Raw genomic sequence first — 19,850 nt, forward strand, 5'->3', positions numbered from 1 at the left:
TTGGGATACCGCAACGAGCCTGTTGTGCTGGTTGCGCTACGGTCAGCTGCCATGCTAACGGGATTGGGAATTTTATCCTCCAGCCCTATTCATGCTGTTCGTCTGGGGCCGGGCTCGGAGGCAGCCTTTAGAGGCCCGTGGCAACCGCCACGGTTTTTCCTCCCTTACTGGTCGCTTCTTGCTCTGGTAGTCATGGCAGCATCCATAGTCATTGACGGACACCGCTCTTCAGTGGTGTACGGATTCTCGGCCTTCGCTGGTGCAACTGCGCTTGTGGTAGTGCGCCAGCTGCTAACAATAAGAGAGAACTACAAACTGTTTACCAGACTCGCTGAAGCCGACGAGAGACGACAAACGTTCTTGCGCGAACTCCTCAAGGGAGTTGAAGAAGAGCGAATCAGGGTTGCTAACTCGATAGATAGCGGTCCTGTCCAACAGCTCACAGCACTCATGCTGCGAGCGCAGCGCGCCGCTACAAGGGAAACTACTCATCCCAAGCTCCTTATTGAAGCCTTGACAAAACAGCTTTCCGTCGCCTTGGAAGAGCTAAGAGAACTTACACGCTCGCTCAGACCAAGTTTGACAGAAGCCAGAGACTTAGCCGAAGCAATCGCTCTCGAAGTAAAAGAGGCCTTTTCAGGAGCTCCCGTGACAGTCGAACTCGATGTCGAAGAACCCCCAGGACTAGCACCTGAGCAACAGTTGCATTTATTCAGGATAGCTGAAGAAGCAATCGATAACGTCCGGATGCATGCTGGGGCATCCAAGGTGCAGGTTACGCTCAAATCGGAGAGAGGGCTGGAATCTAGCCAGAGAAGGGTCGTCCTCGAGGTAAAAGACGATGGTAAGGGTTTCGTCGAAAGGGTGCTCTACACACGGACCAGCATTGTGCGCACAGGTATATCCTCCATGCGGGAGCGGGCTGACATCTTGGGAGCTGACTTACAGCTAATCTCGACACCGGGGGCAGGCACAATCGTAAGGGTATTGCTGGATTTGCCACAACAAATCCACTCGGCACAGCGTCACACAAAGGAGCCAACGTGATCGACTACGAAACTCTAGACGGTGCTATTGGAGTCAACTGGTACGAGGTCGACCCAAACTTACAGCAACTCGTCGACAGAGTCGTTGCACCTGGAGACAGAGAATGGGCCCATGCGAAGCTGAGGGAGTTTGGAGCACTGTGTGGCGGGCCAATAGCGCAGAGAGCCGAGGTCACCGACCGGAACCCCCCACGCCTCGTCAAGTACGACCGCTGGGGGGAACGGATCGACCATATCATCCACCACCCTGGGGCGATAGAAACCAAACGCGACCTCCATGCAAAGTACTTGTCGCTTAGCTTTTCCGAAGCCGCGAGAGAACGTGAAGCTCCCGTGACATCAACAGTGGGAACTGCGTTCTCCTACTTGTTATCTCAAGCTGAGACTGGAATGCTGTGCGCTGTGGGAATGACTGGCGGCGCGGCAGCTCTCGTGGAGGCCTGGGGAGGGCCCCAGGCAAAAGCCGAGATTCTACCCCACATGACCTCCGAGGAGTTTGAACACTACTGGGACGGGGCCATGTTCATGACTGAACGCGCTGGAGGATCCGATGTGGGGGCCACCGAAACCGTTGCCCGACACCTCGAGGGAGAGAAGTGGATTTTGAACGGCTTCAAGTGGTTCTGCTCGAACGTAGATGCAAAGGTCATCGTAACCTTAGCCCGCCCCGAAGGGGCACCTCCAGGGGTGCGAGGGCTGGCCCTTTTTGCTGTTCCCAAAACAAAGAGCGACGGAACTCCGAACGGAATCGACATTCATCGACTAAAAGACAAGCTTGGCACTAAAGCCGTCCCGACTGGCGAGGTCGAGTTCGTGAATGCAGAGGCCTATTTACTAGCTGGCGGGAATCGGGTCTCTGAAGATCCCGAAGCCGCCGCAAGAGACGGCCAGGGATTGGTGCGCATGATGTCTATGGTGAATGGGTCTCGTCACGGGGTCGCACTGATGGGCCTGGGGATAGCGCGTCGTTGCTTTCTCGAGTCCGCCGTGTACGCCTCCAAACGCCGGGCATTCGGAACCAGAATCGACAACTTTCCCTTGGTACGGGAGACACTGATGCGAATGCTCATGGAGATCGAAAGCTGTGCAGCGATGGTATTCGAGGCAGCCCGTGCTCTGGAGCAGGGCAACAGAGGATTGTGGCGGATCCTCGTACCACTTGGGAAGTACCGCGCCACGCGGCGGGGTCTCCAAATAGCTACTGCCTCCCTCGAGCTGCTCGGAGGCAACGGTTACATAGAAGACTGGCCGACTGCTCGCCAACTGCGAGACGCACAGTGTCACACGATCTGGGAGGGCACCGAGAACATAATATGTCTTGATGTGAGGCGAGCTGCGAGCAGAGAAGGTTCACACCAAGAACTCTTCAAGCGCCTAGAAGAGGCAGTCTCTATAGACGCATCGAAACATGACATCTTGCGCGAGCCCCGTGATGCAATAGTCACAGCTCTCGAGGAAGCAAAGCAGGCTGTAGATATCGTACTCGGGGCTCCCAAGGACATTGCTCAGTTGCACACACGGAGACTGGCTCGGGCCCTAGCAGATGTCGCCCAAGCATCACTCCTTTTAGAAGAGGCGGCATGGGAACTCGAACATCGTTCTTCAGCCAGGAAGGCTGCCCTCACGCGGCTGTTCGTAAATACCCGGCTCGTGCGCCGGAAGCTCTGGGGGATAGGATCGCATGATCGCACCTGCATCGATTTATTCGAGCCGGTCATTAGGTACGAACCTATTGAGGATAAAGCCGTACTAGAGGCAGCGAGCGGTTAGATCTGGGGAAACGTCGAATCAGGGATTTCTAGGAATAGCTAGGTTTTCTAATGGATCAGGACGGTTGAGGAAGGGTCAGGGAGGAAACTTTGAGACTACAAGTCCCGTTCATCGTCGCCCTAGTTTTGATGGGGCTAATAATGATGGTCTTTTTGGCATGGACAATAGGTCCCGCCGGACGATCGCACCGGTGGCAAAACAGGGGTAAGCAAGGACTTCGATAACAAATGGTGGGTCAAGACCGGGAGAAATCAGAGAGGGAGGTCAAGGGAGTAGATCCTCTTGAATTTCGCAAAGTCATGAGTCGATTTGCCACCGGCGTGACAGTGGTGACAACTCGCACCCCCGACGGCAAGCCCCATGGCCTCACCGCCAATGCCTTCATGTCCGTGTCACTGCATCCACCACTCGTGCTCGTATCCATCGACAAAAAGACCGACACCCACGGATACCTTGACAAAGCTAGAGCGTTTTGCGTCAACGTCCTAAAAGAAGGGCATAGAGAGATATCAGATCGGTTTGCGTCCAAGCACCCCAACAAATTCGAGGGAGTGTCCCATAGCACCAAACATACCGGAGCGCCTGTGCTGGAGGATGCCCTCGCATGGATCGACTGCCGTGTCGTGGATCGATTCGAAGGTGGAGACCATACCTTGTTTCTCGGTGAAGTAGTGGGTCTTGAATACCGCGGCGGCAGGCCTCTGTTGTTTTACGGCGGTAAATACGGCAAACTCTCCCACGAGAACGGGTCGGAGAGTGGCGAAAGCGGTGCCTCCTAGGTCGGCGAAAAGCAGTGCCATGCAGCGACGCAGGAGCCGCTGATGAAAAAAGGCAACCTGTCGCCCCTGGAAAACTCCTTGTAAAGTCCGTATCAAGTATCTGGCCGAGACAACTTGACTTTATTTGCAGCGCAGTCTTGTCCGGGATACCCTTGAGCAGCACCCAGATGCTTAGCTGATAAGAGCCACACGAAGCAAGGCGGCGGTGCAGTGGTGAAGAAACGTCGGCTAGCGAAACATGTTCAGTGTTTGTAGATGAACAAGTGCATCGGCAGCAATTGGTCGGCAGTTCGTACTGAGGAGTGTAGATGAAGGGCGCAATTCTTCCCGCAATAGGCAAGGATTTAGAAGTAGTGGACGACCTAGAGGTTTCATCGCCAAGAGAGCGAGAGGTCAAAGTCAAGATTCACGCCACTGGTGTCTGCCACTCGGACCTATCAGTGCAGAACGGCACAATAATGGTTCCACTCCCAGCTGTACTTGGACACGAAGCTGCGGGAGTGATCGAAGAGGTTGGATCGGCGGTAACGAGTGTCCAACCAGGAGACCATGTCGTGCTTTCTTTCGTACCCGAGTGCGGAAAGTGCTGGTTTTGCGTTCGCGGAATGCCCAACTTGTGCGAGGTTGCAACTACTGGAATCGTACGCGGCGGCCTTTACGACGGCCAAAGCCCCTTTTCGAGAAAGGGAGAGCGAATCAACCAAATGACTGAGTGCGGTACCTTCGCCGAGTACACCGTCGTTCCTGAGGGAGGGGTCATCAAAATTCCCGAGGACGTTGCTCTTGAAGACGCTGCACTTTTGGGATGTGGCGTTACGACTGGGGTCGGTGCAGTTCTGAACACAGCTCAAGTCGAAGAGGGCTCCTCGGTAGCCGTCATCGGGACTGGTGGGGTCGGACTCAATGTCATCCAGGGCGCAGTAATCGCTGGGGCTGCCAAGATTATCGCAGTCGATCTTTTGGACAACAAGTTGGAGATGGCTAAAGCGTTTGGAGCTACTGATCTAATCAATTCCTCCTCTCAGGATCCCGTATCGGTTGTCAAACAGCTCACTGAGGGCCGCGGTGCAGACTATACATTCGAGGTAATTGGATTACCTTCCACTCAGGAACAGGCCTACAGGATGGCAAGGCGCGGTGGCACAGCGGTCTTTGTGGGAGTGCCCAAAATGACCGACATGCTCCAAATCCAGGCATTCTTGCCTGTATTCGAAGAAAAAACGATCAAGGGATGCTGGTACGGTTCGGCGCGTCCTCATATTGACATCCCAAGGTTGATAGATCTTTACAAGGCAGGGCGCCTCAAGCTTCAAGAGCTGATTTCCCGAAAGTTCAAGATCGATCAAGTGAACGAGGCTTTCGCGGCCCTGGCTAAAGGAGAGGTCGCCCGGGGTGTAATCACGATGGCAGCGTCGTAGCTACTTCTTTCGTATTCGACTCACCCTCGCCGTCGAAGCCAGAAAGCCACAGTGCCTCGACGCGGGACAACTCCTCATCAGTAAGAGGCTTCGATGCCGCCTGGACGAACTCCTCGAGGTCAGCATTGTTCGTAACCGTCAGCAGCACCGAGGAAAAGGCGGGTTGGGCGATGATGAAGGCCACGGCTGCCTGGCCCATTGTTCGTCCTGATTCTTTCAAGAACTCCAGTTTTCTCTTGTTCTCCACGAGTTTTGCCAGCTCGTCTCTTTTCCTATGACTCCTGTGGTCATTAGGAGAAAAAACGGTGTTCTCATCGACTTTTTCTGTTAGGACATCGGATGCGTGAGGCACTCTGGCAAGTAACGTAGTTGCGTATCCTTCTTGGCGAGCTGCCTCGGCAAATGTTCTCCCCGGCTGCTGCTCCAGAACATTGAAGACGGTCTGGACTGTGTCTACCCTTCGATGGCGAATCGACGCAAGCCCCTCTTCTTCCCACCCGATGGCAGGTCCTAAAGCGACTCCAATAGCCCGTATTTTCCCGGAATCCCGAAGGGCTTCGAGCTCAGCGAAGAGATCGTCTCGGTCGATGGCTATGAGCCGGGGGTTGTGCAGCTGGTATAGGTCGATGTAGTCCGTGCCAAGTCGTCTCAGAGAGCTATCTACAGCCCTGCGGCAAAAGCTAGGCTCCCAACACTGAGGCCGCTCGCCCTGAGAATGCTCCCGTTCTCCGTCAAGCACATAGCCAAATTTCGTTCCTATGACAACTTGATCTCTTATTCCCTTGAGAGCCTGTCCAAGTAGATGCTCCGACTTTCCCAATCCATAAACGTCCCCTGTATCGAAGAAAGTAACTCCCAAGTCGACAGCCGTTCTTACAAGACGCTGCCCCTCCGAATCGTCGATACTTCCCCACCAGTCGAGGCCCAGAGTCCAGGCTCCAAAGCCTATTACCGAAACTTCGATCTCCGAATCGCCCAAACGCTTCTTTTGCACGTGATTCCTCCTTGAAGCAACGCCAACGTCGAACGGCGCGCCGCTATAGAGTTATGGTTCGAACCAATGAGAGGTCGTCGGCAAGTATCACCGAAACAGTAGATCCCCTTCCACTTGACTCTCCACCTCCCAATCCCGAAACGAACGAAGACGGCAATGGGTAGTTGCCCTCGGAGCTAGACCATCCCGCAATCCATTGTGACCAAGCGTTAGACAACTCTGCAGCTTCTAGGGAGCCGGTAGCTTGAATCACGGCACGAAATAATTTTTTTCCTCCGCACTCCTCGAATCGGTACCTGTCGGCCGCCCAACCATCCGCTGCTCGCTCAGCCACAGAAACCTCCACAAACTCTTGGAGCATAAGGGAGAGGTCAAGCTCGCCAATAACGCCTTCTTCGATCGTCTTACAGCCGGGAGTGGGCGGTGGTGGAGCCACTCCCGCCCTTGTATCGTTGCCCCTAGCAGAATTGCTTACCCTGTCTATATAGACCTCGGGATGCATTATCTCCTTAGTAGAGATCGGTAGCCTCGAGTAAGCAGCGTCTAGACCCTTCCAGCCTTGCGCTTCTTGCAGCGCACGCGCGAACTCAACGCCTTGGGTATAGGGGAACTCGAGCCAGGCACGCACTATTCTGGGAGCAGAATCAATAGCGTCCGTGGCCATCTTCTGGGATTCATCTACAAAGCGCCTAACATCATCGGAACTCAAAAAACGGCTCGCCCAGTGAATCATGACCAGTGACGCATCTCCTTCTACAAAAGCGTGAAAGGCGGCTGACCTCTCCGAGTCGCCAGCCCGCTCCACTTCTTGCTGCAACTTTTTCAGGTCGAAGTGCTGGTTTACTAGAGCATGTGCTAACTCGTGTGCAAGAGCTACTCTGTCTAAAAGAGACAAGCCTTTAGGTGAGGTACGAACGAAAAGCTCGTCGGTGTCGGGGTCGAAAAACCCCACCGTCCCTTCCTCTACGAGACTCATATAAAGCTCTGCGATATCAGTTTGAGGTGGGAACAGGCGGAGGTACTTCAATAGCTCACCTAGTGCTGCTAGATCTGCGCGCTCCTCGTCGGTGATGTTTTCGGCCTTCTCTCGAAGCAGCGATTTCATCTCTTCTGGAGAAACAGCTCTCCAGGTCACCTTTGCCTTCCAGGGGAGCTGTCTTACAGCCGAAACCTGGTCGGCCACGGTGTCCACCAGGGTCTGATCGATGGGCTGAGACTGGCCTGAGCGAAGGGCCGCACGGGCTGCAAAAATCAGCCCTCCCAAAAGCGAAATCGTCAAAAAAATAGCGAGTCCTACTAGCCACGCATTGGCACGAGGCGGACGAGGCTCCGGCTCTCCAGACCAAGGTCGCGTCTGGTATGGGGCTGAATATGGTGGCCAATACGTCGGGGATTGGGGATGTAGAAAGACGTCCGCTCGCGGGTAAGGAGGGATCCAAGACTGCGTCACTCCGGGTGGATAACCGTACGGCAAGCCGCCTCCCGGGTTAGCCTGGCCAATCCAACTAGTTGGGTATGGAAAATCCGCTCGATAGCTCATTCATCCAGCCATTCGACGCCTGGCTCGCTAGTACTTTTAGGACTATGGGCTGGGATCCCCGAAGGCGGATATTCACCGCAGGCCCGATCACAGCTCGCATGGGCAACGGGTAGTCATGTTTTACCAAAGTACTAAAGCTGAAAACATTTTCGGCCTTCCCTACTCGATTGTAGAGAGGGCATGCGACATTTGGCTTCGACATGCCTACAGCAGGGCCGTCTTGGCGCGTTCGCTCCCACTGGATTAGATTTACCCTCATGAAATCAGTCCTGATAGCTGACGATCATCCCGAAGTTCGGGCTGCCCTTGTCCAGCTTGTGTCGAACGTAGCTAAGGTCGTAGGCGAAGCTGAAAACGGGGAAATCGCAGTCGAGCTCGTCTCAAAACTCAAGCCCGACCTCGTGATTATGGATCTATCCATGCCAGTAATGGACGGCATTGCAGCTACGTTGCTGATAAAAGAGCAAGTGCCGGATGTCACTGTGATCGCCCATGGAGGTCCGCAGGACAAGGAGCTAATCAGCCAAGCTCTAGCTGCCGGGGCAGTGACCTTTGTGCCCAAGGGAGGCGACATCTTAGGGGTAATCGTCAGCCTGCTTGGCTCAACCCAAGGGGGGAGCCCTTCGTAAAAAGATCTGCGACGAATCTCACACCGCATAGCCCCGGAGCGGTAGCATTTTAGTAGCTGTGTTGAACCGTCTGCCGCCTGTGAGTAATGTGAGACAAGATGGAAGAGCACGCGCGGATTTTAGTCGTCGATGACAGTGCCGAGGTTCGGCGGCTTCTCCGAAAAATTCTCGAAATGGAGGGGTACTCTGTGTCAGAGGCGGCGGACGGCAGGGAGGCTCTCCAGCACCTATACGACGAAGAGGTGCACCTCGTTCTACTCGACGCGATGATGCCTAATGTCAACGGTTGGCAGGTGCTAAAAGCAATTAGAGAGGACGAAAGAATCGCCAATATTCCAGTCATTATTTGTACTGCTCGGGAAATCGTTCCAGGAGAAAGCCCTGGATGGGAAAAAGCGGACGGAGCTATTCACAAGCCCTTTCGAAGGTCCGAGGTTATAGGAGTAGTTCAGGAAGCTTTATCAGCTGGCAAGGCTAGATCAACGAGCACGTAAGTTTTGTCTCACTTTGGCTTTGACATAACCGCTCATCTCTGAAGCTGAATGCGAGAAGCGCAAAAGCCGTTTCGCCTCTCGTGAACCTCAATGCCTTGGCTCCATTGCGATAATCAACCTGGAGTCGAGGGAAGTTCGTAAATTTCTCCTCCTCCCGCTGGCCCAGGTGCGTTCTGAAGCGCCTTCCATGTAACCACAAAGCCGATGACGAACAGGAGAGCCAAAGATGCAGCAAAGATAAGCAGTGGCCTTTTACCAGTGAGAAACGATTCTCCCTCACCGCTTGCCGACCGTCTTGCATCCAGGGCCGAGCCAGCCCATACGGCGGCTCCCATGAGAGCAAAGGCGACCTTGAAAAACAATAGACCGCCCGGAGACAAGACCATTAGGACGACCATAAGAAGTAGCAGCCATGTCACAAGAGCCGCATGCCCAAAGAATCTTGCCTTTTTTCCTAGCGCCAGAAATCCTCCACCGGGAATCAAGCCCCAAATCATGGCGTTGGCTGGTGAAATTTCTTTGGTCTTTTCGGCTGGACGGAGGCCTGCCAAAAAGTCTGTCCCGCAAACAGAACAGAGATTCGCTTCTATAGGATTTGCGGTATCGCACAAGGAACAACGCTGTACGAGCCGGCCAAGTGGATCACGCTCAATCTTTGCCAAAAAACCTGCTCCGGCAGGTACTCTGCGTTCTGGGCCAGCTAGCGGGGCCGGATGCTGCATAGCCGAAGGCACCGCACCAGAAAGACCACTGGGCCGAGCCAGCGGGGTAGGCGTGCCGGCACCACTTGCAAACTCTAGCGATTGGATTGAACCCTGTACGCGGACTGGAAGTGTCCCAGCGGACCACTGACTCTTATCGAGCACTGGAGGGACTGATAATGCCTGTGTTCCCGAAGACCCACTCTCCTTAGGATCGCCCAACTTCGTCGTAACCTCGCCGGTACTCTCAAACCCGCTCTGGTGACCCGGGGTTGGAATAGCGATGCCCGACGCCCTAGCTTCGGCCGTCACTTCTGAGGCGCTCGGCGCTTCTGGGCGGATAACAGGCTGAGCGTCCAATACAGTTCCCGGTTGTGAACTGTCAAGCCCTTGCGACATCGGTTGCGGTGCGGTCGTCTCAACGAAACGCTGCAGGCAGAGGCTACACCACTTCGCCGTCTCAGCGTTTGAAGCACCACAGGAGGGGCATCGCTTCACAAGTTCACCCCTCTTTTATGTAACAGGACCCAGAAGATACCGGGCCTTGTGAAGACTGTGCGACGCTAATGGCGGCTGCAACCCGCTCGTAAGGGATCGCTACACCCACATTTCTGCGCTCCTGACTGATCGCAGTAGCCACTCCTATCACATATCCAGTCTGATCCACAACCGGACTGCCACTGTTGCCAGGCTCCAGAGTGGAGTCCATCAAGAAGAAACGTCGAGCAGAAAGCGGTTTTCCATAAATTGATTCGGTCGTGAAATTAGCCGTGCCAATGAATGTGGCTCTCTTGATTCGAAACTCACCTCCTCCAGGGAAACCTGGCGCGTACAACGGTTCACCGGGCCGTGGGTCTGAGTTGGTGAAAAAAAGAGGCGATCCTGCCACACCAGTCCTCAACACAGCCAGGTCGTTGTCCGGGTCGAAATGAACGACTGTAGTGTTTATCGTCACTTGGCGACCTCCAAATCCATATGAGATATGGGGAGTGTGGACCCCTGCCACCACATGAGCATTCGTGACTATCAATCCGGAGGACGCAAAGAACCCGGTGCCAAACTTTTGGAAGTTACACGCTTCGCCTGAAACTTTCACTACAGCATGCTCCAGGGTATTGGTAGAAACGACCGTAGATGGGTTATCTACCAGACCTGTGCCATAACTCTGGGAAAGCACAGAGCCTGTTACAGCGATTGCCGCTATCGTCAAGAGACTAATAGCGACGATCAAAACGATCGCTGTACGGGCCCCTGGAACATAACCTGCCCCAGGTGCGGGAGGAACTTTCCAAGAGTTCGGCTGGTAACCTTGCGGCCACTGAGCACTCCACCCCGGATAGTGTCCCCAAGCCCGAGTCGTCGATTCGCCATGTGCTGTAGGTCCGAGATCGTATGGCGGTGCTTGGCTCGGAGTTGGGTAGGATCGCTCACCCGAGGATGGCGAGGAAGAGTGTTGCTCGTGCCAGCTCACAACTCCACCTCTAATTCCGAACTTTCGTCAGACAGAACAGGTTCGGAATTCATACCTGGGGTACCTGACCTCTCGATCGGAAGAATTACGGTAAAAGTCGAACCTTCTCCCGGGCGCGACATGACTTCTATCTCGCCACCATGAAGTGCGACAAGTCGCTTAGCTATGTACAGACCCAGGCCTGTGCCGGGCAACTGTCTCACCCGCTCGTCCGAGGAACGCGTAAACATGGTGAAAAGCTTCGACAACGTATCTGGGTCTATCCCATAACCGCTATCCTTGACCTCAAGGTGAACCCATCCATCTTGCAGTCGTGATCTCACCTCCACAGGAGACCCAGGATCGGAGTACTTGAGCGCGTTTCCTATAAGGTTGGCCAAGACCTGGGTTATGCGGTCTGGATCTACGTATACATAGGCCTCTCGGATTCGTTTTACGACACGATCACGGGCTTCCGGGAGAAAGGAAGCGAGAGACTGCTCTACCAGAGAAGACAGCGCCACTGTTCTTCTGTTGAGGTCTAATGTTCCCCTCTCCAGCGCTGCTGTGGATAGCAACTCATCTACTAGTCCCGAAAGGCGGTTTGCGGCATCGAGAATTTCTGACGCGCACTCCTTGTACTGCCGCTCCTCGAACTCTCCTTCCAAGAGCAACTCAGAAAAGCCGACGATCATAGTGAGGGGCGTCCGCAGTTCGTGGCTGACCATCGAGACCAAAGAGTCTCGCATCTGCGATAGCTCCCTTTCGCGACTCACATCGACAACTAGAGCAACCAAGCCAGCAGGCTTGTCGCGCCTTATGAGGGGAGCAGCGGCAATCGTAACTGGCGTGCTTCGACCGTCTCTGGAGAGCAAACGCATTTCCCCTGGAGAACCTCCTAGTACACTTCCCCGAAAAACTGGACCGCCCAAAGCTTTCTTGCAGGGATGCTCGTCATCTAGAATGTGGCCCTCAGCTCCCTCCAACTGAAGTACTTCCCAGACAAACCGCCCAGCCGCTTCGAACTCAGGGATGCCGGTAAGCGTTTCTAGCTTTCTGTTCCACAACTCGACCCTTCCCTCTCCATCGCAGCTCACCAAGCCCTCGGTCATCGACTGGATCACTGCGGTAAGCGTCAGGTTAAACAGCTCCAGCTGAGAAACCTGCTGTCTCAAGCGGCGTCGTGCCTCCAATACAATTACGTCCCTGAAAAGAGAGGATGTAGGCGAGCAAAGAGCAGTCACAGCGGATCCCAAAATCAGAGTCCCAATATAGTTCCGCTCGAACTGGGAGTGAACAGCTGCAATGCCAACCAGCACAACCCCGCCGAATAACCCGTTGGCAACGGAGAGCCTCATGGGCAAAAGAATGCCTCCCACGCTCGATAAGACCACGAGACTGAGCCACAGTCCGCCTTCGATCCCCTTGGAATTCCACGCATTTATTCCGACCAACAAGTGGAGGGTAAGCAACACCGAGAGAATTAGCCACGACGGGGCCGTCCGACCAATTTTGGACAGCGAAACCCTTATAGCCTCCGCAGCAAAAATAACCGCGGCGCCAGAAACGACTGTCACTGGCCCCAGCCACGAGAGCCGAGAGTCACGCCACAGAACTGCCGTAGCTACCGAGACAGCGATCAAGTACGGAAGGGCTACATAGCGCGTTGCGACCTGGAGGACCTCAGTGGTGTCAAAATCCTCCGATGCAGGGAAGATACGCAGCCTGCCCGAGAAACGCCGCGCTCGCTTGACAGTAAGTGTTGCTTGCGCCACCATCTCCACACCCAGAATTCAATTCTTCGATAAATAGCTTCGCGCACGGAGCCTGGAGGGGGTCCCACTTACTTCCGCTCGTCCCTCACCATCGTTTCACTCGGATGGGGACTCTGGTAGATCTGTCGGTGATTTCCCCATATATGCGCAACTGCCCCCTCACGGAAAGACGGGAGGCGCCTTCATAACAAAACTCGAATAGTAGCCATGATGGACCAGTAAATGGATCGAGTAGTCAAGTGGCAATTCTGCGACTGCTGGCTGCTATAGGTATCCCATAGGATCGACAGGAGAACCGTTTACCCGTACTTCAAAATGGAGATGCGGTCCCGTTGAGAAGCCGGTTGAACCTACGGCGCCTATATTTTCACCCCTATCGACAAACTGACCCACTGTTACGCCGATAGCGGATAGATGCGCGTAAGCCGTCACGATGCCCCCTCCGTGTGCGATAAGCACAAGGTTCCCGTACCCACCCTGGGTACCAGCAAATATCACTTGACCAGATTGGGCGGCTCGGACTGGGGTTCCTATTGGTGCAGCGATGTCGATTCCGGCATGGAGCCGCCCCCAACGCATTCCAAACCCAGATGTGACGACCCCGTTTACTGGCCACACAAAACCGCTAACGGATGGTTTCGCGGCCGGTGGCGTTGGAGCGCCGGACTGGGCAACAGGATCCGAACGCCGCTTAGCTAAAGCAGCTTCGGCCGCCGCTTGTCTCGCTCTAATCACGGCTTGGATTCGCGCCTCTTCCCGAGCGAGCGCTTCTATTTCCTTTGCGAGTTCGTCGATCCGATCGTTTAGAGCAGCTTGAGTCGCTTCAGTCTGGGCCCGCACCTCAGCCAGGCGCGCTGCCTGCTCTTCGGCTTCTCTGCGGGCAGCTTCGGCTCTGGCCTTCTCTTCTTCGAAAGCACGCCTGTCTTCATCTAGATCCTTGCGCAAATTAGCGAGCCTATAAATCACTTCATTGTTGTGCTCTGCGACCTTGGTTAAGCCGTAAAGCCTGAGGCCAGCTTCAGATATGGACGTAGACCCCACTAAAGCATCAATGATCCCGGTGTCCGAAGATTTGTAGACCGCACGCACTCTTGCCGCATACATGTTCTTTTGGGAGTCCAGCTCCGACGATGTTCTTTCGATCCTCTCCTGGGCCAGTTTCATTGCCACTTCAGCCTGAGAAGCAGCTTGTTTTGCCTCGTCCGCTCTGTGGGACTGCGTAGCAATCTCTGCTTTTAGCGCATCAAGGCGCGCTGCCAGTTGTTCATCAGTGGCTTTCGCTGCATCCAGTTCGGCTTGCTTACGAGCTCTCTCTGCACGCGCTTGGACAAGCCCCGCTTCTTCACTAGCGCCCGCTTTCGCCCCACCCAGGAAAGCGAGGACCATCAGTACCGCCGTCGACACTATCGCCGACCGGCGAGCTCTCTGCGGCCTCGTATTCAAGTGAAACATGTAAAATTACAGGTTATGCGGAATAGACTCGAGATTCAAGAATTCTCACCCGTAACGCCTCAAGCCGGAGTAGCTCAGTAGGTAGAGCGGTTCACTCGTAATGAACAGGTCCGGGGTTCGATTCCCCGCTCCGGCTCCGAACAGTCCGCCACACCACCACAGCTCAACGCCAAACACGCTAGAATGAAGGCCGCTTTATTCAAGTGTGAGTAGTCGGACACAGTTCTTAGTAGGTGCCCATATGGGGCGACGGAGGACAATCCTGCGATGGCCGGACCTCGACAGTTGAAATCCAAGATGCTCTGCACTTTCGTAATGGCGGTTGTACTGTTACCCACCGCAGCGTTCGTGCTTGCTAGAGCACAGACTGCTCAGGGCCTGGCCACCCTTGCTTCGGTCAATGTAGGGGAGTCGCCCGTCGCCGTAACAGTCGATGAAGCTCGAAACAAGATATACGTAGCAAATGCTCAATCAGGTACTGTCTCGGAGATAGACGGTAGCACTTTGTCACGCAGAGATATCCAGGTTGGGATTTGGCCAAGGGCAGTGGCTGCTATTGACTCCCCAGCGCGGATATTAGTAGCGAACTACATCTCGAACTCAATAACGATAATCACACCGAACCCGACTCCGCTTACTACAGAGATTCCTGTAGCCGAGGGTCCGGTGGATATTGCTGTAAACAAAACGACCAAGAAAGCCTACGTGGCAAGCATTCAGACTGGAGCCGTGACCGTAATCGACATTCCGACGGCTTTGGTTGATGCGGTAATTGATTTCCCGTTTCAGGGGCCTTGGGACATCGAGGTTAACGAAGTCACGAACAAGGTTTTGGTTACGCTACAGCAAGCGTCCGCCTTCGCTGTCATAGATGGAGCGACCAACGGGGTCGACAATGTCTTGACCTCTGGTGGACAGTGGCCATACAAGATCGCCGTCAACAAAACCACCAACACCGCCTACGTAGTCAACCACAACTTTGGTCCACAACCCTCGTTGCCTGACAACATTATGGCCACAGACTTGAACACCTCCACGCAAACGCTAATCGAGCTCGATCCCTCTGGCACCCAGTCGATGCTTCTTCGAGACGTCGCGGTCGACGAGGTAGCAAACAAGGCCTACGTGATCGGATACCTAAAGATCGAGCTGGTAGTGATAGACGGGACAACGATGTCGGTGTCATTGATCCCCTTCGGGCTCACCCACGCCAGCGTCTTAATACACCAGGGAGCCAGAAGGCTGTACTCGACCAATGTAGGCGTGGGAACGCTTGACGAGATGAGCCTCGTCGACGGCCACAGAGAAAGCTCGCTCGTAGGCGATCAGCCGTGGTACGCAGCATTGGACGAGACGCGAAATGCAATTTACGTAGCAAACCGCACATCGAACAACGTGTCTGTTGTCGTAGGAGAATGCGGTCCAACCCTACCTGGATCTGTTCATAGCTCGTACTTGGCCGAGGGGTCGACCATAAACTTCGATGAATGGATCGTTCTAGCCAACCCAGCATCGACTGAGACTCGCGCATGCGTAAGCTACTTCACCGACAACGGTTATAAGACTGGGGTCTGGCTCACTCTCGCTCCGAATACCAGGATGTCACTGAGGGCGAACGACAGCGTCTTGTCTTATCAGGTCTCTGCCAGAGTCGACTCTGGACCAAATCCAGTTTTCGTCGAAAGAGCTATGTACTCGACTATGCCGGGTCTCTACGGTGCTCATCTAGGAAAGGAAGCGGAAATTACTTCTACCTCATGGCTGCTTCCAGAAGGAGTCAGCGCTGGAGGGACGGAGACGTGGGTCTTGGTCAGCAATCCCAACACGGCTCTCACGCCCACCGTAACAGTACAATTCCTTACAGCCTTTGGCCCGGTAACCGTTCCGGCCTTCTCTCTTCCTCCACTCACGCGCCGCTCATTGAAGATCAGCAGTTATGTCTCGACGTTTGAGGTATCGACCAAAGTAGAGTCAACGGGAGGTGGTGTAGTAGCCGAACGGGCCACTTACCTGGCGCACAGTGGCTACGCGGGTTCAACAGAGTCTCCCGGTATCTCTTCGTACTCAACAACTTGGTACGCCGCCGAGGGATCAACTGCAGGAGGATTCGATACCTGGATCCTGCTGGCTAACCCCAGCCCCTCAAGCACCGCTAATGCCAACATTACCTTTTTCACGTCCACTGGACCAGTTAGCGGTCCTAGCATCGTTATACCGCCGTTAAGCAGAAGGACCGTGAAGGCAAACTATTACGTGACGGATTTCAACGTCGCCACCCGCGTAGTCGCGAACATTCCGATAGCCGCCGAGCGAGCAATGTATGCAAATCACCCCGTCCACGGAAAGGGGTCCTCGACTGGCGAGGCAGTACCGTCCCCATCTAACTCGGTCCTCTTAGTGGAGGGAGCCACCGCAGGAGGCTTCGAAACCTGGACACTCGTGGCAAATCCCGACACGAACGCTTCTCAAACCGTCAACGTGAAGTACCTTACGTCCTCGGGCCTCGTCGCGCCTAGCGCACTTCAGGGGATTGTGATCGCGCCAGGACAGCGCATTTCAATCAGAGCCAACGATTTCGTCCCCAACAACTTCACTGTGTCAGCAAAGGTCGAGGTGACCTCCGGCAGTGGAATAGTAGCCGAGCACACGATATTCGCTCCAGCTTCCCTAGCTCGAGACATGACCAGTGGACCAGGGCTCTAGCCCTTGGGGCAAAGGTACGGGGAGAGAGGCCGGGAACGAATCGGCTAGGGAACAAAGCGCCGCCTCAGACTATCTTTCAAGACTTTACCCGCTGCAGAACGCGGCAAGGAATCCACAAACTCTATGCTTTTGGGCGTCTTGTAGCTGGCTATGCGACTCCTGCAGTAAGCCTGCAGTTGAGCCACGTCTAGCCTTCCTCCTGGCTTCGGAACTACAACCGCGTGTACTCTCTCTCCCCACAACTCATCCGGAACGCCGATGACAGCTACCTCAGCCACCTCGGGATGGCTGCATAACACGTTTTCTACCTCAAGCGAGTAGACATTCTCTCCGCCTGTTATGATCATGTCCTTGAGTCGGTCCACTACGTATAGGTGCCCCTCCTCATCTAGGTATCCTAAGTCTCCTGTATGTAACCATCCGTCTTCGAGTACTTGCCCTGTAAGATCTGGCCGTTTCCAGTAGCCTTTCATGACAACAGTACCCGACACTACGATCTCGCCAATCTCTTTGGGGCCAGCGATACCACCGTCGTCACGCATTATTTTTACTTCGAGACCAGGTACTTCCTTTCCTGCGGAGGCGAGAAGGTGTCGCCTAGGGTCGTATCCCTCGATCACTGCCCTGTAAATCTCAGGAGGCATCACTGTGATCCGGGACGAAGCCTCGGTCATCCCATAACCCTGGCCGATGCCACACGGAAATACATCGAATATCTCCCGAAGCATCGCCTCCGGCATGGGAGCAGCGCTGTAGAAGATCCTTCTCAAGCTCGACATAGAAGGGATATCCAAAGACGCCGAGTCGAGAAGCATGCGATACATAGTGGGGACCATCGTGACAGTCGTAACACCAAAGCGGTTTACCGCATCTATAAATCCTTCTGGATTGAAATTCGGCAAGAAGACATGAGTAGCACCTAAAAGGGTGCAACTGAGCGAACCAGCAGCATCGGCCAGATGGAACATAGGACCGGCGTGAAGGTAGATATCATTCTCGTTATACCCCATGGCAAGGCAGATCTGGAGCGTGGCGTCATACAGATTGCGATGGGTGAGCATCACACCTTTGGCCCTTCCGCTTGCCCCGCCCGTATAAAAGATCCCCACCAATTCGTCCTCGGAGAAAGAAAAGCCGAAGCCGCCTTTGTCTCCTAAAAGATCTAGTTCGTTGTGCGAGTTCATCCGTATCGCGCAATCTACCTCTCTAGTGGAAACTTCTTTCTCCCACTCCTCCGACTCCGTAGAAAGCACCCGACCGATGGATGGGACCTTTTCTTGCAAGGAACGCGCCCGCTCAAAGAAACGCTGATCGGAGACCAAAATGGACAGCTCTGCCTCGGCGACCTGTACTTTCAACTCCTCGTCCCCTAGCCTATAGTTGAGCGGGACGATCCGTGCTCCTGCTGTGGGGACAGCGAAAAACAGTTCGAAGTAATGGTGAGAGTTGTATGCAAGAACTCCGACCGTATCGGATCGGTCAAGGCCTTGCTTCAACAGAAAACGGGCGGTAGCCGTTACCCGTTGCGACACTTCGGACCACGAATAGGAATGGGGCTTCTTACAATAAGGATGATCCGAGACATCGATCAACGCGACCTTGGAGGGCACAAGCCGAGCAGGTCGCATCAAAATACTCATTAGGCTGCGTTGCGGCCTCATAGCCGCAGGCCCTTTCGATGCAAAGCAGACCTAGTCTCGTCGAATCGAGTAACTCCCTCGGGCGGTAGAACCTTTCTCTCCTGCTCCAGCCTTACCTTCCTTAGGGTTATACCCCACCGTCAGACAGGCGAGATCGTTGCCCAAACCTCGGTCACGAGTCTGTCGAGCCACACTTCCAAGCGAGGGTTGGACGCCAGAGAAACTCTAGCCAGGCGAGCAATTTTTACTAGGCAATCGGTAGAGTTCGACCCGGCAGAAGCAGCCAACGGAGCGCTCTTTAGCCGTTCCAGCTGGCGAGTCGCGTCTTGGCCCAAGGTCTCGAGGCGGAATCGAGCTTGGTCTTCCAAACCAGCTTTTAGCAGCGCGCACACCAGTGTTACATATTCGAGCACCGTCACGATTTGAAGGCAGAGTGTTTGCTCTATGCGGCGCAGTCTTCTGTGTTTGGAAGCTCTAGCCGTCCCATGGGAAGACGCCGGTGATGCAAGGCCCAACTCTGTCTCCAACTTCATCTCGGCAGCCATTTCGTCGTCGATTGCAGACCCAACTTCTCCTCGAAGAGCTTCTATGCGCTCTCGAAGCATGCCGGACACTTCTAGGGGATTGGTTGATAGATCGTAAAAAAGGGGAAGCAGAAGAGAGGCAACGTACGCTGTGAACTCCCCATAAGAGCCTGTTTGAACGGCTTGCGCAGCCCACTGGAGACTCCCCTCGGACGCTCCGGCGGCAGCCATTGCCGTTTGCTGGTCGACACCAGCATCGACCAAGAGTTTTTCGATCCGAGCTGCAGGTATGGGATAGAAAGCGACTTCCCTGCACCTGGATGCCAATGTATCGAGAACTGCTTGCCTGTCCGGAGCAGCTCCGAACACAAAGGTCAGGCGAGCATTTGGCTCTTCGACGGTGCGTAGCAATGCGTTCGAAGCAGCTCTTGAAAGGCGTTCAGCTTCTCTCAGTAAAACGAAGCGATGACCTCCTCGAAGTGCTGAGAACTTCGCCTCCGCCACTACTCTGTCCCTCACGAACTCCACGAGGTATGTATTGCCCTCGGGCTCGAAGACAAGCACGTCTGGATGTGATCCATGTAGCACCATGCGACATTCGCTGCACATCCAGCAAGGATGAGAAACTCCGTGTTGCAACCTCGGCTGGATGCAACGATTCGAGGCCGCGAGAAGCAAAAATGCCTCTTCTTGTCCACACCCCGCGGGCCCTGTAAAAAGGTAGGCGTTCGGCAGCGAACTTTCGCCCATGCCGAAAGAGTCCGCAGCCTTTTTCAGATCCGAGGAGAGGATAGTAGCGGCTCGCGGCTGAAAATCGAGCGCATCCCACCCTCTGCGCACGAGCAGCTCGATAATTGGCGACAGATACGATCCAACCGAACCGAAAGCGATTCGCGGTTCGGTTCCAGTTCGCGATTTCATCTCACTGCCACCGG

General features: G+C 54.6%; 15 protein-coding genes, 1 tRNA gene and 1 pseudogene (1 of these 17 cut by a window edge). 9 read left to right on the top strand and 8 right to left on the bottom strand.

Annotation, left to right across the window (positions count from 1 at the left end):
* From C4318_03225 to C4318_03245, 5 genes and pseudogenes are all read left to right on the top strand, one after another.
* Positions 1-131, top strand: a pseudogene (locus C4318_03225) (hypothetical protein); it begins 850 nt to the left of the window's first position.
* Entirely contained in the window at positions 52-1,047 is a 996-nt protein-coding gene (locus C4318_03230; protein ID MER3454155.1) for a hypothetical protein, read from the top strand. The pseudogene C4318_03225 and the gene C4318_03230 overlap by 80 nt, the downstream one beginning before the upstream one ends.
* Positions 1,044-2,816, top strand: a complete 1,773-nt coding sequence (locus tag C4318_03235) for a DNA alkylation response protein (protein ID MER3454156.1) — start codon at positions 1,044-1,046, stop codon at positions 2,814-2,816. The genes C4318_03230 and C4318_03235 overlap by 4 nt, the downstream gene beginning before the upstream one ends.
* 227 nt (positions 2,817-3,043) lie before the next feature.
* Positions 3,044-3,595, top strand: coding sequence for a flavin reductase (locus C4318_03240; protein MER3454157.1), 552 nt, complete (start codon positions 3,044-3,046; stop codon positions 3,593-3,595).
* A gap of 308 nt (positions 3,596-3,903) precedes the next feature.
* On the top strand, positions 3,904-5,013 hold the full coding sequence (locus C4318_03245; protein ID MER3454158.1) for an alcohol dehydrogenase: 1,110 nt from the start codon (positions 3,904-3,906) through the stop codon (positions 5,011-5,013).
* Here the strand turns inward: C4318_03245 and C4318_03250 are convergent.
* Together C4318_03250 and C4318_03255 are read right to left on the bottom strand one after the other, a co-directional pair.
* Positions 4,994-6,007, bottom strand: a complete 1,014-nt coding sequence (locus C4318_03250; GenBank protein MER3454159.1) for an aldo/keto reductase — start codon at positions 6,005-6,007, stop codon at positions 4,994-4,996. The two genes, C4318_03245 and C4318_03250, sit on opposite strands and share 20 nt — an antisense overlap.
* 43 nt (positions 6,008-6,050) lie before the next feature.
* The gene (locus tag C4318_03255) at positions 6,051-7,286 is read right to left on the bottom strand and encodes a hypothetical protein (GenBank protein ID MER3454160.1); all 1,236 of its coding nucleotides are present in this window, start codon (positions 7,284-7,286) and stop codon (positions 6,051-6,053) included.
* A gap of 461 nt (positions 7,287-7,747) precedes the next feature.
* Between C4318_03255 and C4318_03260 the strand changes: the two genes are divergently transcribed.
* Both C4318_03260 and C4318_03265 read left to right on the top strand, forming a co-directional pair.
* Positions 7,748-8,176 (top strand): hypothetical protein, encoded by a 429-nt coding sequence (locus C4318_03260; GenBank protein MER3454161.1) that lies wholly within the window; start codon positions 7,748-7,750, stop codon positions 8,174-8,176.
* Positions 8,177-8,274: 98 nt separating this feature from the next.
* The gene (locus C4318_03265; protein MER3454162.1) at positions 8,275-8,670 is read left to right on the top strand and encodes a two-component system response regulator; all 396 of its coding nucleotides are present in this window, start codon (positions 8,275-8,277) and stop codon (positions 8,668-8,670) included.
* 113 nt (positions 8,671-8,783) lie between these two features.
* Here the strand turns inward: C4318_03265 and C4318_03270 are convergent, their stop codons facing one another.
* The 4 genes from C4318_03270 to C4318_03285 all read right to left on the bottom strand — a co-directional run bounded on the left by C4318_03270 (position 8,784) and on the right by C4318_03285 (position 14,048).
* The gene (locus tag C4318_03270; GenBank protein MER3454163.1) at positions 8,784-9,731 is read right to left on the bottom strand and encodes a hypothetical protein; all 948 of its coding nucleotides are present in this window, start codon (positions 9,729-9,731) and stop codon (positions 8,784-8,786) included.
* Between the two features lie 142 nt (positions 9,732-9,873).
* Positions 9,874-10,857, bottom strand: a complete 984-nt coding sequence (locus tag C4318_03275; GenBank protein ID MER3454164.1) for a hypothetical protein — start codon at positions 10,855-10,857, stop codon at positions 9,874-9,876.
* The gene (locus tag C4318_03280) at positions 10,839-12,605 is read right to left on the bottom strand and encodes a hypothetical protein (GenBank protein ID MER3454165.1); all 1,767 of its coding nucleotides are present in this window, start codon (positions 12,603-12,605) and stop codon (positions 10,839-10,841) included. The genes C4318_03275 and C4318_03280 overlap by 19 nt, the downstream gene beginning before the upstream one ends.
* Positions 12,606-12,860: 255 nt before the next feature.
* Complete coding sequence (locus C4318_03285) at positions 12,861-14,048, bottom strand: hypothetical protein (GenBank protein ID MER3454166.1); 1,188 nt, start codon at positions 14,046-14,048, stop codon at positions 12,861-12,863.
* A gap of 63 nt (positions 14,049-14,111) precedes the next feature.
* Here C4318_03285 and C4318_03290 point away from each other — a divergent pair.
* Positions 14,112-14,187 (top strand) — tRNA-Thr (locus tag C4318_03290).
* Between the two features lie 128 nt (positions 14,188-14,315).
* A complete protein-coding gene (locus C4318_03295) occupies positions 14,316-16,751 on the top strand; it encodes a hypothetical protein (GenBank protein ID MER3454167.1) in 2,436 nt (811 codons plus the stop codon).
* Between the two features lie 44 nt (positions 16,752-16,795).
* On the opposite strand, the gene C4318_03300 is transcribed toward C4318_03295, so the two are convergent.
* Both C4318_03300 and C4318_03305 read right to left on the bottom strand, forming a co-directional pair.
* Positions 16,796-18,412, bottom strand: a complete 1,617-nt coding sequence (locus C4318_03300) for a hypothetical protein (GenBank protein MER3454168.1) — start codon at positions 18,410-18,412, stop codon at positions 16,796-16,798.
* A gap of 119 nt (positions 18,413-18,531) precedes the next feature.
* Positions 18,532-19,836, bottom strand: coding sequence for a hypothetical protein (locus C4318_03305; GenBank protein ID MER3454169.1), 1,305 nt, complete (start codon positions 19,834-19,836; stop codon positions 18,532-18,534).
* Positions 19,837-19,850: the final 14 nt, after the last annotated feature.

This window comes from Acidimicrobiia bacterium, from assembly GCA_040289475.1.
In the GTDB taxonomy this organism is placed as follows: domain Bacteria; phylum Actinomycetota; class Acidimicrobiia; order ATN3; family PSLF01; genus PSLF01.